We start from the raw sequence: 20947 nt of genomic DNA, 5'->3' as shown, positions 1-20947 counted from the left end.
GCGGATTAACGCAGATTTATTAAGATATATCTGCTGTTATGTGCGTTCGTCTGCGGTTTGTTTCAAGAAAAATGGCTGACAAGAAATTTATCAGCGCTGTGCTTTTGCAACAACTTGATTTCCGCTCTGAGTTGGCTGTTCTGAGGATTTTTCAGGATTAGACTGCAATGCCTGATACAGCCGATTTAAAGCGCTGATGTATGCTTCTGCGGACGCTACGATAATGTCGGTATTTGCTGAGTGACCGGAAAATACTTTGCCTTCGTGGCGCAAGCGAATGGTTACTTCCCCGATCGCATCTATGCCCGCTGTTACCGACTGTACGGAAAACTCGATCAACTCGTTGGGTACGTTTACCACCCGGTTAATTGCCCTGTAAATCGCATCCACAGGCCCAGTGCCGATCGCAGCATCAGTCAATTCTTCGCCCGCCGGATTCCGCACAGTGACGGTTGCTGTCGGGCGAGATTTGTCACCGCAGGAAACCTGCACTAATTCTAACCGGAACAGTTCCGGTGCTTGGTGCACTTCGTTATTGGCGATCGCCTCTAAATCCCAATCAGTAATCTCTTTTTTCTTGTCCGCTAAATCTTTAAACTTGACAAAAGCCTTATTTAGCTCATCGTCTGCCATTTCAAAACCCAACTCTTTCAAGCGAGTGTGGAATGCGTGGCGGCCGGATAATTTGCCCAAGACGATTTGATTTTCCGTCAAGCCGATCGACTCAGCGTCCATAATCTCGTATGTCCGCTTATTTTTCAGCACCCCATCTTGGTGAATTCCCGACTCGTGAGCGAAAGCATTTGCCCCGACAATCGCCTTATTTGGCTGCACCAACATCCCCGTCAAATTGGAAACCAAGCGGGAAGTTTTGTAAATTTGGCGCGAGTCAATATTTGTCAGCGGTTCCTCAGAATCCGCAGCCCGGCCCAAGAACGGATTATAATATTGGCGCCGCACGTAAAGCGCCATTACCAACTCTTCCAGAGCCGCATTTCCCGCCCGTTCCCCAATCCCGTTAATCGTGCATTCTAACTGTCTGGCGCCATTTTTCACAGCTTCCAAAAAGTTAGCAACAGCCAATCCTAAGTCATTGTGACCGTGAACCGAAATAATTGCGCGATCGATATTCGGCACATTTTCCTTAATTCCCCGAATCAAAGCCCCAAACTCGCTCGGAGTCGTGTAACCGACTGTATCGGGAATATTAACAGTAGTCGCACCGGCGGCGATCGCCCGTTCCAGCACCTGATACAAAAACTCCGGTTCCGAGCGACAAGCATCTTCCGGGGAAAACTCCACATCATCCACAAAAGACTTAGCGTAAGCCACCATTTCCGGCACAATTTCCAGAACCTCAGCCCGCGTCTTTTTCAGCTTATACTCCAAGTGAATATCAGACGTAGCCAGAAACGTATGAATTCGCGCATTTGCTGCTGGTTTCAGAGCCTCTGCTGCTGTTTTAATATCCGGCTTTCTCGCCCGTGCTAAACCGCAAATTGTCGGCCCATCTTCCGTGCCAACCGAGCGGGCTATTTTTTGGACTGCCTCGAAATCTCCCGTGCTGGTGAAAGGGAAACCCGCTTCAATCACATCCACGCCCAATCTTGCTAACTGGCGAGCGATCGTCAGCTTTTCATCCCCATTCAGAGATGCACCCGGAGATTGTTCTCCGTCCCGCAAAGTCGTATCGAAAATAATAATCCGGTCTTGACTTGGTTGAGTTTTCATAGCTCTAAAAAAGTGTTTTCCTGATTTTTACTTGTCCGCTGTTCTGGGCAATTAGTCCCCAGTCACCAGTCCCGTGTTTCGCGCCAATAATTAATAACCCATAACCCATAACCCATAACTACTGACTGCTGACTAATGACTAATGACTAATGACTAATGACTAATGACTAATAACTACTGACTAATAATCCATTTTCTCGATATGTTCCCTAATTTCATTTAGGTCTATATACCTATCTGTAGCATTTCGTAACTCTCTAGCAATCATTCCTTCGGTTGATACCACAGTAATATGAGTATTTTTCGAGCGCAGCAGCTCGATCGCCCGCTCAAAATCCCCATCCCCGCTAAACAGCACAACTTGGTCGTACTGATCCACCGTATTAAACATATCAACAACAATCTCAATGTCTAAATTAGCCTTTTGAGAATATCTGCCCGAAGCATCGTCGTAATATTCCTTAAGAATCTTAGTGCGAACCGTGTAACCGAGACTGATCAAGGCATCTCGAAATCCCCTTTGATCTTGGGGGTCTTTCAGACCCGTATACCAGAAAGCATTGATCAAGATGACATTCGGCTGCGAAGTTTTGAAATATTCGAGCACCCTGCGAGGATCAAAAAACCAACCGTTCTTTTGTTGAGCGTAGAACATATTGTTCCCGTCCACAAAAATAGAAAGGCGGTTCATTAAGTTTGTCATAGAAACTTAGACCTAATAATTGTAGAAAGAAGTTAATCTAAATATCACATTTTAGCAACATGGAGCTAACTGAGGCAATAGATTAGACTTCAGAAAACTCCATCCCCCCAGTATTTCATATTTTAGGCTCTACCGCCAGAGGGCTCTTTTAACCCTGCTTGGATTCGATCGAGCGGCCCTCACAAACCAGACGCCCAGTAACTCAATACCGGCTGCCATGTCAAGGTTAATGGGGCTTCAAACTACCGCCCTACCGCCCTACCGCCCAGCAGGCATACCGAAGCGCATAGCAGTACCTTTTGCTCCCCTGATTTGATAGCAGAGTACCTCAGCTCAAGCCTTTTTGCTTTCAAGGGCCCAGCGAGCTAACTCTGTCCGGTTGTGCAGACCTGTTTTGCCCAGCATATTGCTGACGTGGCTCTCTATAGTCCGCTGGCTGACATTCATCACGTCTGCGATCTGTCGGTTTGCCATACCCTGCGCTAGCAACTGTACCACCTTTAACTCAGTGGGAGTCAATTCGACATTGCGGCGCGCCTTAATTTTTGGGCCGCTCTCAATACCTGGATTTGAGTGACGAATCAAGCGGGAGGCTGCTTTCAGAGAAGATTCTACTTGGGCTACCAGTTCTTCTGGTTCAAAAGGCTTGACTATATAAACGTCAGCCCCAGTGCTCAAGCCTTTTACTCGGTCTGAACTTTGACCTTTGGCGGACAAGAAAAGAACCGGAATCCAGCTCGTGCGCGGGTCTTCTCTGATGTATTTGACTAAAGTGTACCCGTCCATTTCCGGCATCATCACATCGCATATGATCAAATCGGGGACTTCTTGTTCGAGTTTTTCTAGAGCGTCTCTGCCGTTTTCTGCTGTAATGACGTTGTAACCCCGAAACTCCAAGTAATCCTTGACTAGCAAGATTAAGTTCGGGTCGTCGTCAACCAGCATCAGCCGTTTTTGATCTCCTGAATTATTGTCTTTTGTCATGTTTATTCCCGCTAAAGTATCCCGCTCGCTTCCTTTTTTTCACTCGTGTTTTTTCCGTCACTCCGCCACCACCCCGGCTGGGGGTGGAGGACTGCCGTCGGGTGAAACGATCGCCCTCAGGGGAAAGCGGGGCGGGTGTTACCGCTTCCCAACCAGCGATCGACGCCCGTTTGTGAATGTCTTGCGACTAGGAACGGAGCCAAAACTTATAAGGTACATCTTCAGAAAAGCCTGTCAGTGGCAGGCATCCTGCCTGCCCCACCAGAGTTATTGGAGATGTCTAATGGACGAACATCGCCCGTTGTCACTATCGGTCTTGATTGATTGGAGACTCTCTGGGAGAGCCCAAGTTAAATATTTAATCTCGATCGGTTTAATTGGTTGATGCCCCAGTTTTAAATGATACTTCTGATATAGAGAAATTTAAGCAGACTCCCTACTTACGTATTTAACTGTTTCTAGTGTAGTTTGGCAAACTGCTTAGTGTCTGCCACTGAGAAACTTTTGCACAAAATTTCACACTTTCTCCGATCGATTTTTTTGGGCGTACCTTTTGAGCAACACCAGCTACAAGCCAAGCCCGACTACCAAGACAACCTAACTACAGTTTTTTTGCTCTGTAGCAGGTGCGATCGCCCGGGGGGCCAACGGTCTAAAATTCTCACCTTTAACCTTAAACTTAACATTTAAGTATAACCCTGTACTTTAACAGCGCTATACTTAAATGTTTGGCTCTGCCTCAGGAGGCACAGGCAAAGGATGAGTCAAGAAAGCGTATTCTTGAACGACCTTTGAGTTTAGGAGATGTTCCTGAATAATTCTTTCAATGACGGGGGGAGTAACGTCGCGATACCACACTCCGTCTGGATAGACTACCACGATCGGGCCGGACGCGCACACTCGCAGGCAATTGGCTTTGGTGCGAAAGACACAGGTTGGTCGATCGGCACTTGGCTTGTCCAACCCCAATTCTTGCAAGCGTTTTTTTAAGTAATTCCACGCCTCCAGACTGGTTTGCCGATCGCAGCACTTGGGCACGGTTTGGTCGGCACAGATAAAAATATGCCGCTCGATTTGAGCGATTCCCAGGCTTTGGACGCAAGCACTCAAGCCTTTGCTGCAAGATTCCTCGTTATTTTCTGTCATTGTATTCATCAATCAAAAGTAATTGGTTAGCGGTCGAAAGTCATCACCACAGCCCCCACTCCCCCCTCTCCTTCCTTCCAACTCATGCTCGGTTCGGGAACCCGTACTGACAACTAAGTTGCGATCGCCCCTGACTAAAGCTAAATTAGCACTCAGGAGTCGAGAGTGCTAATATGTCAGTTGTAAGCAGTCGGCTGTTGCTTTCATAGCGACCCTGACGGCTGACTGACTAGGATCTGTAATCTGGAGATTTATTTATGGCAGCAGTATCACTGAGTGTTTCTACCGTTAAACCATTAGGCGAGCGCGTGTTCGTAAAAGTAAGCGCTAGCGAAGAAAAAACCGCCGGCGGCATCCTTCTGCCCGACACAGCTAAGGAAAAGCCCCAAGTAGGCGAAGTCGCGGCCGTGGGCCCCGGCAAGCGCAATGACGACGGCACCCGCATTGAAATGGAAGTCAAAGTCGGCGACAAAGTTCTCTACTCGAAGTACGCCGGCACCGACATTAAACTCGGCACAGACGAATACGTCTTGCTTGCAGAAAAAGACATTCTGGCGATCGTTAACTAATTAATCATTAGTCATCAGTCATTAGTCATCAGTCATTAGTTTAAAGCGAACGCCGCCAAACAACTAATGACACAGGACAAATGACAGACATCAATCATCCAAAATCCAAAATCTAAAACCCTCTCATCCCCAAAAACTATGGCTAAGCGTATCATCTACAACGAAAATGCACGTCGCGCCCTCGAACGCGGTATGGACATTCTGGCCGAAGCAGTAGCCGTAACCCTCGGCCCCAAAGGCCGTAACGTGGTTTTGGAAAAGAAATTCGGAGCTCCTCAGATCGTCAATGACGGCGTAACCATCGCCAAAGAAATCGAACTAGAAGACCACGTAGAAAATACAGGCGTTGCCCTGATCCGTCAAGCCGCTTCCAAAACCAACGACGCAGCAGGCGACGGTACCACAACAGCTACCGTTTTGGCTCACGCAATGGTCAAAGAAGGTCTGCGTAACGTAGCAGCCGGCGCAAATGCGATCGCCCTCAAGCGCGGTGTTGACAAAGCAACCACGTTTTTGGTAGAAAAAATTGCCGAACACGCCAAACAAGTAGAAGATTCCAAAGCCATCGCTCAAGTCGGCTCCATCTCTGCTGGTAACGACGATGAAGTCGGTCAAATGATTGCCAACGCAATGGACAAGGTGGGCAAGGAAGGCGTGATTTCCCTGGAAGAAGGGAAGTCTATGACCACCGAATTGGAAATCACCGAAGGGATGCGCTTCGACAAAGGCTACATTTCTCCCTACTTCGTCACCGACACCGAACGGATGGAAGCGATTCTCGAAGAACCGTTCATCTTGCTGACAGACAAGAAAATCGCTTTGGTACAAGATTTAGTACCTGTGCTCGAACAAGTAGCTCGTTCCGGCCGCCCGCTGTTGATCATTGCAGAAGACATTGAGAAAGAAGCTTTAGCTACCCTCGTTGTCAACAAACTGCGCGGTGTGTTGAACGTGACTGCTGTTAAAGCACCTGGTTTTGGCGATCGACGCAAAGCCATGTTAGAAGATATCGCCGTATTGACCGGCGGTCAACTAATCACCGAAGATGCCGGTTTGAAACTGGAAAACACCAAGCTCGACATGATCGGCAAAGCTCGCCGCATCACCATCACCAAAGACAGCACCACAATTGTTGCCGAAGGTAACGAAGTCGCCGTCAAGTCCCGCTGCGAACAAATTCGCCGTCAGATGGACGAAACCGAGTCTTCCTACGACAAAGAAAAGCTGCAAGAACGTTTGGCCAAATTGGCTGGCGGCGTCGCAGTGATCAAAGTCGGCGCGGCTACCGAAACAGAAATGAAGGATCGCAAACTGCGTCTTGAAGATGCGATCAACGCTACCAAAGCTGCTGTAGAAGAAGGAATTGTTCCTGGTGGCGGTACAACTTTGGCTCACCTGACTCCTCAATTGGAAGAGTGGGCTAACAGCAGCCTGAAGGGCGAAGAATTGACCGGTGCATTGATTGTGGCCCGGGCTCTGGCTGCTCCTCTGAAGCGGATTGCTGAAAATGCTGGTTTGAATGGCGCTGTGATTGCTGAGCGCGTCAAAGAAAAGCCGTTCAACGTTGGTTTCAACGCAGCGACAAATGAGTTTGTCGATATGTTTGAAGCTGGTATCGTTGACCCCGCGAAGGTGACTCGTTCTGCTCTGCAAAATGCCGCATCTATTGCTGGTATGGTGCTGACAACCGAGTGCATCGTCGTTGACAAGCCCGAACCGAAGGATGGCGCTGCTGCTGGCGCTGGCGGCGGCATGGGCGGCGGCGACTTCGATTACTAATTAATCGTCGTCTTTAAAGTAGGTGGGGGTGCAAGGGCCCTCACCTACTTTATTTTAATTAAGTAGTTGATTAATAAATCAAGTATCATAGTGGTGTACTCTCTAGTATAGTGAGAGGCGCTATGAAAGCAGAAGTTCTTAAAAGATTATTTAGGGCGATCGCCAGTGCCGACACAGAGGCGATCGACAAACTCACACACCTAGTCATTGAGGAAGAGCGCCAGAAGGGACACACGCTACTAGCCGACCAATTAGAGAATATTACCAAAAAGAGCCAGAAAGAGAAATCGACCTCTAACAGCAAACCAGCTTCGCCAGTACCAAATAGCCGACAAGCTTTAAGCGAACTGCCGACAAGTAAGCGATTAAACCTTCCTTTAGTGACTGTCATCGGAAGGGAAAAACTGCGGCATCACATGGTGCTTCCTGAAGTTATTGAAAAACGTTTCCAGCGAATTGAGCGCGAGTATGCAGCAAGAGATAGGCTTGCTCATCACGGACTCCGCTACAGACAAAAAATTCTTCTGTACGGTTTCCCGGGCTGTGGTAAGACACTCGGAGCAGAGCGTTTAGCTTGGAATACAGGTTTACCACTTCTCAAAGTTCGATTTGATGCAATGGTATCATCTTTTTTAGGCGAAACGGCGAGTAATTTGAGGCTCGTTTTTGAAGAAGCATCAAAAAATCCCTGTTTGTTGTTTCTTGATGAATGCGACTCAATTGCTAAATCAAGAGAAGACCATCAGGAAGTAGGAGAAATTAAGCGAGTGGTAAATACATTTCTTCAAATTTTGGATGAATATGAACCCACCTCTGGTCTGATTGTAGCAGCTACAAACCTCACTAAATCTCTTGATACTGCACTGTGGAGACGATTTGACGATTTGATTGAAGTACCAAAGCCCGGAGAAAAAGAGTTAGAATTTATCCTAAAAGAAACACTATCTGCTATGGAAGTAGGCTCTATTAACTGGCCTGTGCTCATAGCTCAGATGAGAGATTTTTCTGCCGCTCAAGCTGTGAGGGTTGCACAAGATGCTGCTAAACGGGCAATTCTTGAGCGAGAGGAGCTAGTCATTCACGAACACTTGGAAGAAGCGATCAAAGAAATCAAGGTTGGATAAATTTATTTTTTTGTATCAGGAGAAGTAAATGGTTGAACGTTCTGATAGATTTCCGCATATTCAGCTCAGCCTTGCAAAAGAAGGAATTGCTGCAAGTTTACCAAAAGGAGGCAAACCAAATGCAATAACATCTGCCAATGCAAGCAATCGACAAGGACATGGAAGTAAATTAAAGAGTTCTTTAGACTCCTTAATTTTTCAGTGGCAAGATACTCAAAAAACAAGAGAGGAAGAGGAAAAGCCACCACTTCCAGAAAAAGCTATACCTATCATTTTACAGATTGATCCTACTGCATTTGATGCAGAGGATATCAGAAAATATGGAATCGAAGTAATTGCTGAATTAGAAAATGGGTATATTATTGGTGCTTCAGCAGACGATAGTGAATTTAGTGAACTAGAAAAAAAGCTACAAAAATTTATTAAGGCAGAGCGAGGAGCGAGTAAAGTTGCAGCAATCTGGGACTTTATTGAGGGAAGCAAGCGACCTGAGTACGTCCTCTCACCAGAACTGCTTAATCAATGGCAGCAAATTACAGACGAAAAAATATATACTGTGGATATAGGTATTGCTTGTCTAGGAATGAAGTCACAATTGCCTAATTGCCCAGAAATAAAGCCTGATGAAAGTGAGGAAAAATTTACTAAACGATTCAGAAAGTGGGGTAAAAAACGTGATTTAAATTACGAGCAATGGGATGATATTAAGTGGCAAAGAGAAAATGAGTTTACGAAATTTGTCCAAGCTTATCGGGGAGAGATTTTAAATACTGTGGATGGAGCTATTCCTCAATCTTCTCAACTGCCAGACAGTTTTTCCTGCCGTATTCAAATTTCGGGCAAGGGACTAAAAGACTTAGTTTTCAATTTCCCCTATATTTTTGATGTGAATTTGCCTGATGAATTTACTAAGTTCGTTCCTCAGGAAAATTTATCTGATGTTGACGCTCCTGTTTTTCAACTAGAACAACCCGAATCAAATGCCCCTAACGTATGTGTTATAGATAGTGGGATTCAAGAGAATCATTCTCTTTTGCAAGCAGCTATTGATTCAGGGAATTCAAAGTCTTGGGTTCCCGGAGAAACCGATAAAACTGCTGACTATGTTAGCAACGGTGGACACGGGACAAGAGTAGCTGGTGCAGTCCTTTATCCAATAACGATACCTCGTATTGGAAACGAAAAAGCTGTTTGCTGGATTCAAAATGCCAGAGTTCTTGATGCTAAATGTCAAATACCTACACAGCTATTTGAACCCAACTTACTAGGTGATATTGTGGAATTTTATCACAGTAAAACAAAAACAAGGATTTTCAATCATTCTATTACTAGAAGTGTCCCATGTGGTACCCAATATATGAGTGCTTGGGCGGCAGGAATGGATAATTTGACATGGGAAAAGGATATCCTGTTTATTGTAGCAGCAGGGAATTTACCCTTAAGTGGTGAAATAAGTGGTGAAAGAGAAGATACAAGATTATCTGTGCAAGAGCATCTTGCAGCAAATCGGCTATGTCCAGATTATCTTTTAGAGAATTCTTGTAGAATTGCTGACCCTGCACAAAGTTTTCAAGCTTTAACCGTCGGCTCAATTTCTCTAGCTTCTTATCGTGAACTATCTTCTTCTTCAATATCACAGAAGGATAAACCGTCAGCTTTTTCATGCTCGGGGTTAGGAATTTGGGATACAATTAAACCGGAAGTAGTTGAATATGGTGGGGACTTAGTAAAAGATGAATCTATACCACCTAACATTACTTCACCTAAAGAAGTTTGCCCTGAATTAGTACGATCGACTTTGAATGGTGGGCCAGCAGTTGCTGCGGACACGGTGGGAACGTCATTTGCTACGCCAAAAGTCAGCCATATAGCAGCGTGTCTTGCTGCTGAGTTGCCGGATGAAAGTTGCCTTTTACATCGTGCGCTGATTGTGCAATCAGCCAGATGGCCAGAGTGGACAATGGCAGATAATGTGAATAAACTGCACGTCATTCGTCAAATTGGTTATGGCATTCCAAATCTCGATCGCGCTTTAGGTAATTCTCCCAATCGCATCACTTTGATTACCAGAGGAAATAATCGTATCAAAGCCAGACAGGCTCATGTTTACCAAGTTAAATTGCCAGACAAATTGCGTAGTCAGGGAGAAGAACATGAGATTCTGGTAGAAGTTACTCTATCTTACAAAGCACAACCACGTCGAACTCGTAGAAATCGCAGAAAATATCTTTCAACTTGGCTGGATTGGGATTGTAGCAAAAAGCGAGAAAATCCAGAAAAATTTCTGGCTAGGATTTTGAAAGAGTATGATGCTTCAGAGGATGCTGAAAAGGGAGAGGAAGGTTTTAAATGGACTATTGGCAACAGAGCCAAAAACTATGGAAAAATTGAGGGTGTTTCTAGAAGCGCGGGAACTGTTCAAAAGGATTGGACGGTTGTCAAATCATTTCAACTCAGAGAAGCATTCTGCATTGCAGTAGTTGGACATGAAGGTTGGAATAACGATCCAGATGCTGAAGCACCCTATTCTCTCGTTATTAGCTTTGAAGCAATAGCATCGAATATTCCAATTTACACTCCATTTGTTGAGGCTCAAGTCGAAATAGAATTAGAGCCACAGGTGGAAATTAACTCAATATGATGTAGCTAAAGTAGCTAAATGCGATCGCACATATTTTTGTTATATTTAACCAGTATTTGCCCTGACAATTCCGGATAGGGTAAAATTGACTACAGTCTAAATATTTTCAGCCGCGCGAGACAACTCAACCCTCAACACCTCAGTCTCTCAACAACCACAGCAGCAGCCATGAAACTTTACCACGCTCCCATTTCCCCCAACTCCCGCCGCGTGTGGATCGCCCTCTTAGAAAAAAACCTCGACTTTGAATTAGTAGAAATCCACTTGGACGGCGATCACTTGCAGCCCGACTTTATGGCAATGAATCCTTTTCACCGCATCCCTGTGTTGGTCGATGATGACTTCACTGTGGTCGAGTCTCTAGCAATTCTTGACTATCTAGAAACTAAGTATCCCGAACCGGCAATGCTGCCGAAAGAGCCGAAAGATTTGGCAGTTGTGAAGATGGTAGAATTGGTCACGGTTAACGAACTTCTGCCGGGACTTGACCCCCTCAGCAGTGAAATAATGGGATGGGGAATTCCTGAACCACAGGAAATCGCAAAGGCTAAGGAAAAAGTCGATACTGTGTTGAAATTCTTTGAAGGTTTGTTGGACGATCGCCCTTTTTTCGCTAGCAACAATGTGACGTTTGGCGAGTGCGTTGCCGGCACCGTCATACCTTTGCTGCCCTGGGTTGGTGTGTCCCTAGACGGCTATCCTAAAATTCAAGCTTGGTGCGATCGCCTGCTTGCGCGCCCCTCCTGGCAGCAAACTCAATCCACCGAAGCAGATTTGGTGACTTTCGTAGCTCGGAGACAAAAATTTCTCGCACAAACTCAAGTCTCATGAACAAATCACTTGTGAAGCGATCGCTCTTTTTCCTAGCTATTTTCGCCTGCATCCAAATTCCCATCGCAGCAATGGGGCAACCCGCTGCCCGATCGAACTACGAAGCAATTAACGCTAAACAGTTCCTTGCCGATCGCAAAATTACCGTCTCCAACCCCAAAGATATCGCAGCAAAACTCTTTAGCAGTGACCGAGAATCTGAAGGTCGAAAAAGCGATCAAATTTCGGTTGAATATCCCACGCGAGAAACAGCCGTAATTGTCCAAACCGTCGTCGGTTTAGCTGACGATTCTGTTGCTGGAATGCGGCACCGCATCGAATTCAGACTCAGGCAAAATAAGTGGGAAATTGTCTGGATTGGCCGACAATCCAAGTGTCAACCAAATCGGGGACACCAAGATTGGGCAAGCGGCCTCTGTAGGTAGAAAGGTCGATCGGCCTTTTCCTTAAATTCGTTCATTCCGCGTGCGTTGCGAGGAACCAAGCTAGGACTTGATGCAACCGACGAAAAACATAGGCCTAGAAAGATTCGCTACCGCTGCTTCCCGACAGAAATAAGCTATTCATGCGTAAGTCCAAGAAGCAGTCTGGGCTGGGCTTGGTTCGCTTGCAGCGCAACAATCTTAAAACTATTTTCGGTGTCGATCGCTCTTTTAGTCAAAAAGAGCGATCGAACTCAGAAGTTTACTTGCACATGATTAAATTTCCCGCCGAGATGAATCCGGGAACAGGGGCTGAAATTTCAACCCAATTGCGATTTTCTCCATTCTTATCTTTGACTAACTGGAAATTCGGTACAAGCGTTACTTGACCGTTAGCCGGTACGCCACCTTTAACCGCAGCAGTCTTTGAAGGCTCCGTGCGGATAGCTAGACCCCTTGGCGCTACGCGAGGTTCTACTTGGCGACACAGACTTACCGGGCCCGGTGCTGGTGCTGGTGCTGGTGCCGGTGCCGGTGCTGGTGCTGGTGCCGGTGCTGGTGCTGGTGCCGGTGCTGGTGCTGGTGCCGGTGCCGGTGCTGGTGCTGGTGCTGGTGCTGGTGTCGGTGCTGGTGCTGGTGTCGGTGCTGGTGTCGGTGCTGGTGCCGGTGCAGGACTTGGACTTGGACGCGGTGTCGGCGCTGGTGCTGGTGCTGGTGTCGCTGCTGGTGCCGGTGTCGGACTTGGGGAAGGAGTTTGACTAATTGTGCTTGCTGTCGTGCAGGAACCTAAATTAGCCTCGTTGTTGGGGTATCCGGTAGCTACATACCCCTTTACGGGAGCGGTAATTTGAATCCAGAGGCGGCCGTCGGAGGCTTTAACAGAAGTAGCGCCTTGGGACAGCATTACCTGAGTGTTAATTGCTACACCGCCAACTCTAGGGGATTTGGGGTCTGGGTTCTGGCGAACGGTCAAACCTTCTTTGGGAGTGACTTTGCGGCAAATGTTGCCAGCTTGGGCTATTTGAAAGGTAGCGCTATCTTCAAATGAACTATTTTCAGCATCCTGACTGGCAGTGGATGTTGACGGGGCGGCAACACCGATCGCATTCGCTTGCAAACTTCCGGCTGCGATCGCGATCGCGCCCAGCAAAGCAGCGGGTTTGTTCCAGTAACTCAAGTTTTTCATTCCGTTCAACTCCTCATCTCATCAAAACTATTATCTTTATTGCAGGTCAATATAGCAAAAAAATCGATTTGTCTTCCAGGAAAAAGCTCTAGGTAACATTTTTTATGGCTGTAAGTCAACTTTTATCTATATAATTTAATTTTTGCTGAGAGTTAAGCCAAGACAAATTAAGCTGCTACACCTATAAATTGCTCTTATGGCAGAGCGGGGGAGGGGGAGAAGACGAGAGGGCGAGAGCGGGGAGAGTGGGGGAGTGGGATAGTGGAGGAGTCAACAGTTAACTGTTAACTGTTTAAATCCGCGGCCGTTTACTAGGAATGCAAGTCATTTGTTGTCCGTCAATATCTTGTCAGGTGTTCCTTAAACCATTTAGCTGCCAGTTGTTCCAGTTGAGTAATATTTTGCTGCATTTGAGGTGAACTCTTGGCAGCTTCGAGAGCGAGATGGTGCTTGAAATGGTCCAAGATTCTGAGTGGCAGACGATTGGTGCGATCGACCCCATAGTCGTAGTGGGGTGCCGCAACCCGCATACTGTTCTTCGCTCTCGCTCGCATAACTCAACTGTCGATCGCACCTTACTTAATATTGCGGCAAACAGCGCAAATCGCTAGCATTGACCCGATGGCTAGCGTCAATTTTATAAAATCTTCCAAAACAGAAACCCATCGGCTTGAGACCTGGTTGTGTTTTTGTGGCTAAAGCAGCCGCGCGATTAGCCAATGACAGTTGCTGTAGCTGTTTCCAAACAGTTTTGTTCCTGTGGAGACATTTCCATTAAGGATTATAGTCGTCGCAACGCCGGCTTGTAGTTCCTCTAATTCAGGTGCCCTTGGTTCTGGCTCTTAAGTAAGGAACTTGGATGGTTTCTTTGTATTTACTCGCTGACGCTTTACTGTGCCTGCTGCGGTTCGAGCGCCTGTCAGTTTAATAAAGATACAAGGGGTCAGTTTAGCCAACAAAATAGACAACCAGCACAAAACCTCCGAACAAAATCAGCCCGCTCTAATTACAAACCAAATATTTGCACAGATTATGATTTAATGATATTGATATAGCAACCGCGAGCGAAGGTTAGGATGTTTTTAATTTCTGAAACTAATGCAGTACATTCCTTCTGAATGGGAGCATTTAATCCTAGTATTTTTTTTTGAGTGCGCTCGGGATGCTCTCACACAAGGAGAGTCAAAGTGAAACTGAGATGCTCCCTTCTTCCTTCTCTCCTCGATAGCTCAAGCTTTCTTCCTTCTGCTATATAATCACCAAAGCGTTAAATATTTTTGCAGTGACAAAAACTACTAACAAAAAAGACGGCAAATCCTCTAACTATCCCTTTGACGGTCTATCTTTAGACGATCGCAATCCTGACTTCATTCAGCTTTGGTTGCCAGTCTGGGAATGGCTGTACCGCTACTATTTTCGCGTACAAAGCGACGGCTGGCACCACGTACCCGCGAGCGGAAAGATGCTCGTTGTTGGTTCTCACAACGGGGGACTCGCCGCTCCCGATATGTTTATGTTCCTATACGAATGGTTCAGCAGGTACGGCACCGAACGCTTGGCCTACGGATTGATGCACCCGACGGTTTGGCAAGTTTCTCCTGATGTTGCTAGCATGGCGGTTCAGTGTGGTGCCCTCAAGGCGCATCCGAAAATGGCGATCGCAGCTTTGCGTAAAAATGCCCCAGTTCTCGTCTATCCGGGCGGCGCCCAAGATGTTTTTCGGCCCCACCACTTGCGCGATCGAATCTACTTTGCGGGACGCAAGGGATTTATCAAATTAGCATTGCGAGAAGAAGTGCCAATTGTACCAATTATATCGCACGGTGCCCACGATACTTTGATAGTTTTGGCAGATTTGTACGAACAAGCAAAGCAATTGCATGAATTGGGTATGCCGTGGTTATTTGGCATTGATCCAGTGGTATTTCCCGTGTATTTGGGATTGCCTTGGGGATTGAGTATTGGGCCTTTGCCAAACCTGCCTTTACCCGTGCAAATTCGGACTCGCGTATGCGAACCGATTGTATTTGAGAGGTACGGTTCGGAGGCGGCGCGCGATCGCGATTATGTCGATGCTTGTTTCGATCGAGTTACCGCTCAAATGCAAGGGGAATTAGATTGTTTGGCTGGCAATTGAGAATTGCACAAGTCTATATTAGTCTAGGATGCAGAAACCGATTTTTTTTACGACAAGATAGCGTGAAGCGCGAGGGATATGGGTAAAAAACCCGGTTTCTTGAGTCCTGTGAGTAAGTCCTGACTACAAACAATTTTTGCAATAAATCTAATAATTTATTTCACAAACCGACAATTGGGTAAAAAATCGGATTTTACCCATCTTATGACGTGAAATACCCGAAAACCGCAGTCGAAAAAGTCACGCTTTTTATCATCCAGGTTCGAGCGGACATAATATCAGGTTAAATAAAGGCAGATGAATAGGATTTCATCTGCCTTTATCTTCCTTCATCGGCGGTGAAAAAATAGAATTGGCAAAAATAACCTGATTCTGTATAAACTCTTTATTTTAATTCTGCCTTCTGACTTCCGGTGACTAATTGCCCGATCGCCTTAAGCGCAATACTGGGAGAAAAAAGTACAGCCGGCGACTCAATCATGTGCAGAACTTCCAAAAATGCTTGACAAACTTTAGCATCTCCGACCAGCACTTTTAACACCAGATCCATGTAATCAATTGTCAGCCGCGTAGCAAGGTTTAGTTTTGCACCTGTACTTCCGCGATAGCGGGAATCCTGACTGATGGCAAACGTCCAAGGAATAGTGTGTAATTTTGCTAGTTTTTGTTGAAATTGTCGCGCAAAGCCTGTTAAATCGCCTTCTGGATACCGCTCTCTTTGCTTTTGCAAACATTTATCTAGCATCTGAGCATCTAGTGCAGCAACGGTCATTCCCTGGCCGTAAACCGGGTTGAAAGCGCAAACTGCATGACCGATAATTATTAAGTTTTCAGGGTAACGAGCGAGGCGTTCGTAGTGGCGCAAACTGTTTTCTGTACCTCGATAACTATAAACAGGTGTTATTGCTTCTGCGTCTTTAATTGCATCATAAATTGTCGGGGTTGGCAAAGTGCGGGCAAATTCTAGAAAACCTGCTTCGTTGGCGGGGGGATAATCGCGATCGCCCCCGCCGAGAGTCACCAGCCAGCGATTACCTTCGATCGGAAAAATTCCACCGCCACGGGTGCGAAATGGTGGTGCTGTTGACACAAATACTGGCGCTGTTTCTGACAATTTACCGCTGCATTTATAGATGCGGGTTGCATAGCCGACAAAAGCATTGATAACGGTTTCTTGCGGAGGTTCATAGCCCAAACTTTTCAACCATTGAGGTGTTTTGGAAACTTTGCCGCCAGCATCGACTACTAAATCTGCATACAAATTCTCTGCATGGATGTTAGCCGGGTTGTGGCGATCGCGAAAACGCACCGACACGCCAGTAACTTCCGCGCGCGAGGCATTCGCCAGGAGTCCCGTTACTGTGCCTCCTTGGAGGAAATGCACGTTCGTATTTTCAGCCAAGCGGCGGCGAATTTGCCAATCAACTAAATCCCTACTGAACATAATTAAATCATTTAGATCCGGGCTAAATTGTGGGGCCCAACCCGCCGGACTAAACCACCCGATCGACCTCGGATCTAAACTAGGAGCACCAGCAGCTACCAGTTCGTTTTCCAAGCCGGGAAAAAACTCTTCTAGGATGATTTTCCCCCGATTTAAAAGGATGTGAAGGTGACAGGATTGAGGAATCCCGGGGCGAGGTGCGGGTTTTTCTGGGAAAAAATCTCGTTCAACAATACTTACTCTGTCGAAGTGTTTTGCTAATACTCTAGAAGCCAGCAGTCCTGCTAAACTGCCACCAATAATAATTGCATGACTTTCTCGCTGCACTATCGAATTCCTTGAAAACTAATTTGCTATGGCATTGGTAGATGAATTGTGAACAATTTGTCTGGGCTTCTGTGCTCACTCTTAATCTCGTTCTACCAAACATTCTTCTCTGCGATTATTTTAATCAGACTTACCATTATTACCATGTATCTCGGGTGCGCCGCAGCGCATTTTACTCATAACTAAGAACTAACAATTTAACAACTGCCAACTTACATAGCACAAATATCCCTAAAGTGATAGCCGGCCGCAGACATATTTCTACACTTCCAACTGTAGGGGGATGCTTTAGCTCGTCAATAAGGCGATGCTTGCCATTGGGGGCATGAGTCTAAAACTATACATTGGTTAACTCGCGCCAACGATCGCGCGCACCCACCCCTTAACGAGGAATATACTATGTATCAAAATTTGCCAATAAATCCACAACTGTATAACATCGGGTTCTGGCTGGCCCAAGTGCCAGTAGAGCAGACTACTACAAACACAGCAGAAGACGCAGCACTCCTCTATTCCGGGCCGCAATTTTTTATCGCCTTGATAGCTGGAGTCGTGCTCGCCTGCGCTTTCCAACTCTTGCTAACAAATTTATCAGTAGCCGCGGGCCTTTCCTACATGGGACAATCCCACGACGACGGCCAACACTCGGATAGCGGCAGCCCCCCAGTCCGCCACATCGGCCGAAAGGTAGGCACTTGGACGCTAGTCACCGTCACCATCGCCCTATTCTTTGCTTGCTTGCTAGCAGTTAAGCTGAGCTTGATTAGCAGTCCCGGTTTAGGTGCGATCGTCGGTTTAGTCGTCTGGGCAGCCTATTTCTCAATGCTCGTCTGGGTGAGCTCCACTACCGTCGGTTCCCTGATCGGTTCCGTCGTCAACACCGCGACATCAGGCTTTCAAGCCATTGTCGGCACCGCAGCCTCGGCTATCGGCGCAAAAGCAGCTAGCAACCAAGTCGTCGCCACAGCCAAAGCAGCAGCAGCAGCAGTGGGCCACGAACTGGGTAGCGCGATCGACCCCACAAGCTTGCGCGAAAACGTCGAAGACTACATCCAAAGCCTCAAACCGCCGGAATTAGACATCAAAGGGATGCGGAGCGAATTTGAAAAATTGCTCAACGATCCCCAACTCAAAGCAATTGCTGGCGAAAATTTGCCGAATCTCGATCGGCAAACTCTCGTAGATTTAGTAAGTTCGCGATCGGACTTATCAAAACGCGACGTAAACCGCATTGTAGACCAACTCCAAGATGCTTGGAAACAAGTAGGAAAACAAGGGCAGCCATCAGACGGTATCGCCCAATTAGTAGACTATCTCAAATCTGCCAAATCGGGAGATTTGGTCTCAGATAAATTGGCAAGTAGGGTAGAAAAAGTCCTCGGCAATCTGGGCGGTCAAAATTCCGGACAAAGCCCGACCATGATGTCCCAAGCAACGACAATGGCAGTCAATGCTTTAATGGGAATAGTATTGGGTCGCACGGATATTTCAGACTTGGATGTTGAAAAAGTAGTCGGTCAGCTCAAAGCAGCTAAAGACAAAGTTACTCAGCAAACTGATAAAATTACCGCTCAAGTCAAAGGCGAACCCGAAACTTACAGCCCAATTCGCGCCGACGTAGAAAACTACTTGCTCAATACTTATTCGTGGCAGATGAACCCCCAAGCCATCGAGCGCGAATTTCGTGACGTACTCTACGATCCTACGGCCGATCCAGGAACTGTGCGCCGCGAATTAGAAAAACTAAAACAGGCGAATTTTGCGGAAATTCTGGCCAGCCGAGGGGTTTTTACCCAAGACAAAATAAAAGAAATTTCCCAGGAATTAGAAGCAATTAGACAGCGAGTTTTACAAACCGCGATCTTTGCCGAGGAGCAAGAAAAAGCTCGCGATTTGCAGTGGCGGGTCGAAACTTATTTGAAGCTGACGCCGAAAGAGGAACTCACAGCATCAGGTATCGGGAGCGCTTTCAAAAAAATCTTAGAGGATTCCGACGCTACTTACGAACAGTTGCGCGATCGGCTTTCTCCTTACACCCGCGACAGTTTCGTGCAAATTCTCAGAGGCCGCGAAAACTTCGGATTTCAGGAAGTAGAACAGATTGTTCAAGAGTTGGAAAGGACGCGAGATGTAGTTTTAGCAGATGCTAAAGGTCTGCAAGAAGCAGCGCAAGTCCGACTAGACAACCAGTGGCAAAGAGTGCAAGAATACTTGAAGTCTACGGGCAAAGAAGAACTCAATCCCGAAGGCATCAAGCGCGATTTGAAAACGCTGCTGGACAACCCGGAAGCGGGAATGTGGGCGCTGAGAGCTAGAGCTTCTAGGTTCGATCGCGAAACTTTGGTAAAATTGCTATCTCAGCGGAAAGACCTCAGCGAAGACCAAGTAAATCAGCTTCTCGACAGCGCCGAAGAAACTTGGCACAGCGCGCTGCACGCGCCGCAAAAGTTAGCCGAAAAAGCTAAGGATCAGTACGACAATACCACCACCGCCCTTGCAGATTACCTGCGCAATACTGGCAAATCAGAACTCAATCCTGAAGGGATTAAGCGGGATTTGACAAAACTGCTGGAAAATCCCAAAGAAGGAGCTTTAGCGCTGCGCGGTCGCCTGTCTCAAGTCGATCGCGATACTTTGGTAAAACTGCTTTCTCAGAGACAAGATTTGAGCGAGGAACAAGTCAATCAAGTTATCGACCAAGTGCAGGAAACTCTCGGCTCGATTGTGAAAGCGCCGCGCCGTTTGGCAAAGCGGATGCAAAGCCAAGTGCAGGATTTTCAGAGTGTTTTAGAAGATTATTTGCGCAATACGGGCAAGGATGAATTAAATCCCGAAGCCATCAAGCGCGACTTGCAACTGCTGCTGCACGACCCGAAAGTCGGCGCTTACAGTTTGGGCGAGCGCTTGTCACACATCGATCGAGCTACAGTTGTTTCTCTGCTGTCTCAGCGGCCGGATATTTCTGAAGCAGAAGCCAATCGCATTGTCGATGGAATTTTGTCGGTACGCGACGAGTTCCAACTCCAAATTCAGAAAATACAGGAGGGTATTCAGTCGATTATTGACGGGATTCTCGGAAAAATTCGGGATTACCTCAATTCGCTCGATCGCCCTGAACTCAACTACGAAGGCATTACGCGGGACGTGCGGAAGTTATTTGACGATCCGCAAGCCGGATTTGACGCTTTGCGCGATCGGCTGGGTCATTTCAACCGCGATACTTTAGTAGCACTAATTAGTTCCCGCGAGGACATTTCCGAAGCAGATGCCAACCGCTTGATCGACCAAATTGAAAGAAGCCGCAACAGCGTCTTGCAAAGAGCAGAACGCTTGCAGCAAGAGGCGCAGCTTCGCCTCGAAAGCATCAAAGTGCAAGCCGAAAAACAAGCCGAAGAAACCCGGAAAGCAGCAGAAGTTGCCTCTTGGTGGCTGTTTTTCACCGCTCTTTCCTCGGCAGCAGCAGCAGCAGGCGCCGGTGCTTTAGCCGTCATCCGATAAAAAAAACTCAAGTTGCGATCGGATTGCAGATAGTGCCTGATGTGAGTTTCTACTGATATCAGGCACTAATGTTAGTAAAGGATTTTATCGGGGAGTGGGAACAACGGGTTTATTTAAGTTATTGGTAGTGTATAATGTTATTGATAAACCTGCTTCTACCTGTTTTTTGAGGATGGTGCAAACTGTGAATTGATACATCTTAATTAGCAGTTTTGATTCATTTAAAATTTAAAAATGAAAAGCATAATTTTTGGATTTTCGGATTTTTTATTTTTTTTCGGATGTAAACGAAAAGTCTGCGGATATTAATTACCTCTGCTAGAGCAATTTTTTGTCAGTTATGAACTGGGTTTAGGCTTCGACGCTAAATTGGCTTTTCGACCCATTCCACAACTCCTGCAAGGATTGCTAGAGAACGACAAAAA

15 protein-coding genes are annotated in these 20947 nt (G+C 46.6%); 8 read left to right on the top strand and 7 right to left on the bottom strand.

Going from position 1 to position 20947, the window contains the following annotated elements:
- Window positions 1–90: 90 nt before the first annotated feature.
- From QUA78_RS21685 to QUA78_RS21670, 4 genes are all read right to left on the bottom strand, one after another.
- A complete protein-coding gene (locus QUA78_RS21685; protein ID WP_333301488.1) occupies window positions 91–1731 on the bottom strand; it encodes a 2-isopropylmalate synthase in 1641 nt (546 codons plus the stop codon).
- A 181-nt stretch (window positions 1732–1912) separates the two neighbouring features.
- Complete coding sequence (locus QUA78_RS21680) at window positions 1913–2434, bottom strand: LabA-like NYN domain-containing protein (protein WP_006633075.1); 522 nt, start codon at window positions 2432–2434, stop codon at window positions 1913–1915.
- A gap of 333 nt (window positions 2435–2767) precedes the next feature.
- Entirely contained in the window at window positions 2768–3418 is a 651-nt protein-coding gene (locus QUA78_RS21675) for a response regulator transcription factor (RefSeq protein ID WP_172184679.1), read from the bottom strand.
- A 720-nt stretch (window positions 3419–4138) separates the two neighbouring features.
- Entirely contained in the window at window positions 4139–4564 is a 426-nt protein-coding gene (locus QUA78_RS21670) for a ferredoxin (RefSeq protein ID WP_333301505.1), read from the bottom strand.
- 257 nt (window positions 4565–4821) lie between these two features.
- Here QUA78_RS21670 and groES point away from each other — a divergent pair, with 257 nt between their 5' ends.
- The 6 genes from groES to QUA78_RS21640 all read left to right on the top strand — a co-directional run bounded on the left by groES (window position 4822) and on the right by QUA78_RS21640 (window position 11933).
- The gene (gene groES, locus QUA78_RS21665; protein WP_332945088.1) at window positions 4822–5133 is read left to right on the top strand and encodes a co-chaperone GroES; all 312 of its coding nucleotides are present in this window, start codon (window positions 4822–4824) and stop codon (window positions 5131–5133) included.
- A 138-nt stretch (window positions 5134–5271) separates the two neighbouring features.
- A complete protein-coding gene (groL, locus tag QUA78_RS21660) occupies window positions 5272–6912 on the top strand; it encodes a chaperonin GroEL (protein WP_333301489.1) in 1641 nt (546 codons plus the stop codon).
- Window positions 6913–7034: 122 nt separating this feature from the next.
- The gene (locus QUA78_RS21655; protein WP_333301490.1) at window positions 7035–8036 is read left to right on the top strand and encodes an ATP-binding protein; all 1002 of its coding nucleotides are present in this window, start codon (window positions 7035–7037) and stop codon (window positions 8034–8036) included.
- A gap of 28 nt (window positions 8037–8064) precedes the next feature.
- Window positions 8065–10677 (top strand): S8 family peptidase, encoded by a 2613-nt coding sequence (locus QUA78_RS21650; RefSeq protein WP_333301491.1) that lies wholly within the window; start codon window positions 8065–8067, stop codon window positions 10675–10677.
- Window positions 10678–10845: 168 nt separating this feature from the next.
- Window positions 10846–11508: a glutathione S-transferase family protein gene (locus QUA78_RS21645; protein WP_333301492.1), complete on the top strand. Its 663-nt coding sequence runs from the start codon at window positions 10846–10848 to the stop codon at window positions 11506–11508.
- Window positions 11505–11933, top strand: a complete 429-nt coding sequence (locus tag QUA78_RS21640) for a hypothetical protein (protein WP_333301493.1) — start codon at window positions 11505–11507, stop codon at window positions 11931–11933. The genes QUA78_RS21645 and QUA78_RS21640 overlap by 4 nt, the downstream gene beginning before the upstream one ends.
- Before the next feature lie 259 nt (window positions 11934–12192).
- Here QUA78_RS21640 and QUA78_RS21635 read toward each other — a convergent pair whose 3' ends face one another.
- Window positions 12193–13116 (bottom strand): SH3 domain-containing protein, encoded by a 924-nt coding sequence (locus QUA78_RS21635; protein WP_333301494.1) that lies wholly within the window; start codon window positions 13114–13116, stop codon window positions 12193–12195.
- Window positions 13117–13454: 338 nt separating this feature from the next.
- On the bottom strand, window positions 13455–13646 hold the full coding sequence (locus QUA78_RS21630; RefSeq protein WP_333301495.1) for a hypothetical protein: 192 nt from the start codon (window positions 13644–13646) through the stop codon (window positions 13455–13457).
- A 752-nt stretch (window positions 13647–14398) separates the two neighbouring features.
- Between QUA78_RS21630 and QUA78_RS21625 the strand changes: the two genes are divergently transcribed.
- Complete coding sequence (locus tag QUA78_RS21625; RefSeq protein WP_333301496.1) at window positions 14399–15253, top strand: lysophospholipid acyltransferase family protein; 855 nt, start codon at window positions 14399–14401, stop codon at window positions 15251–15253.
- A 385-nt stretch (window positions 15254–15638) separates the two neighbouring features.
- Here the strand turns inward: QUA78_RS21625 and QUA78_RS21620 are convergent, their stop codons facing one another.
- Window positions 15639–17024, bottom strand: coding sequence for a 2-polyprenyl-6-methoxyphenol hydroxylase-like oxidoreductase (locus QUA78_RS21620; RefSeq protein ID WP_333301497.1), 1386 nt, complete (start codon window positions 17022–17024; stop codon window positions 15639–15641).
- A gap of 399 nt (window positions 17025–17423) precedes the next feature.
- Here QUA78_RS21620 and QUA78_RS21615 point away from each other — a divergent pair, with 399 nt between their 5' ends.
- A complete protein-coding gene (locus QUA78_RS21615; RefSeq protein ID WP_333301498.1) occupies window positions 17424–20522 on the top strand; it encodes an MFS transporter in 3099 nt (1032 codons plus the stop codon).
- Window positions 20523–20947: the final 425 nt, after the last annotated feature.

It is taken from the genome of Microcoleus sp. K4-B3, assembly GCF_036704615.1.
Lineage (GTDB): Bacteria > Cyanobacteriota > Cyanobacteriia > Cyanobacteriales > Microcoleaceae > Microcoleus.
This window is presented reverse-complemented; position numbering and strand designations above follow the sequence as displayed.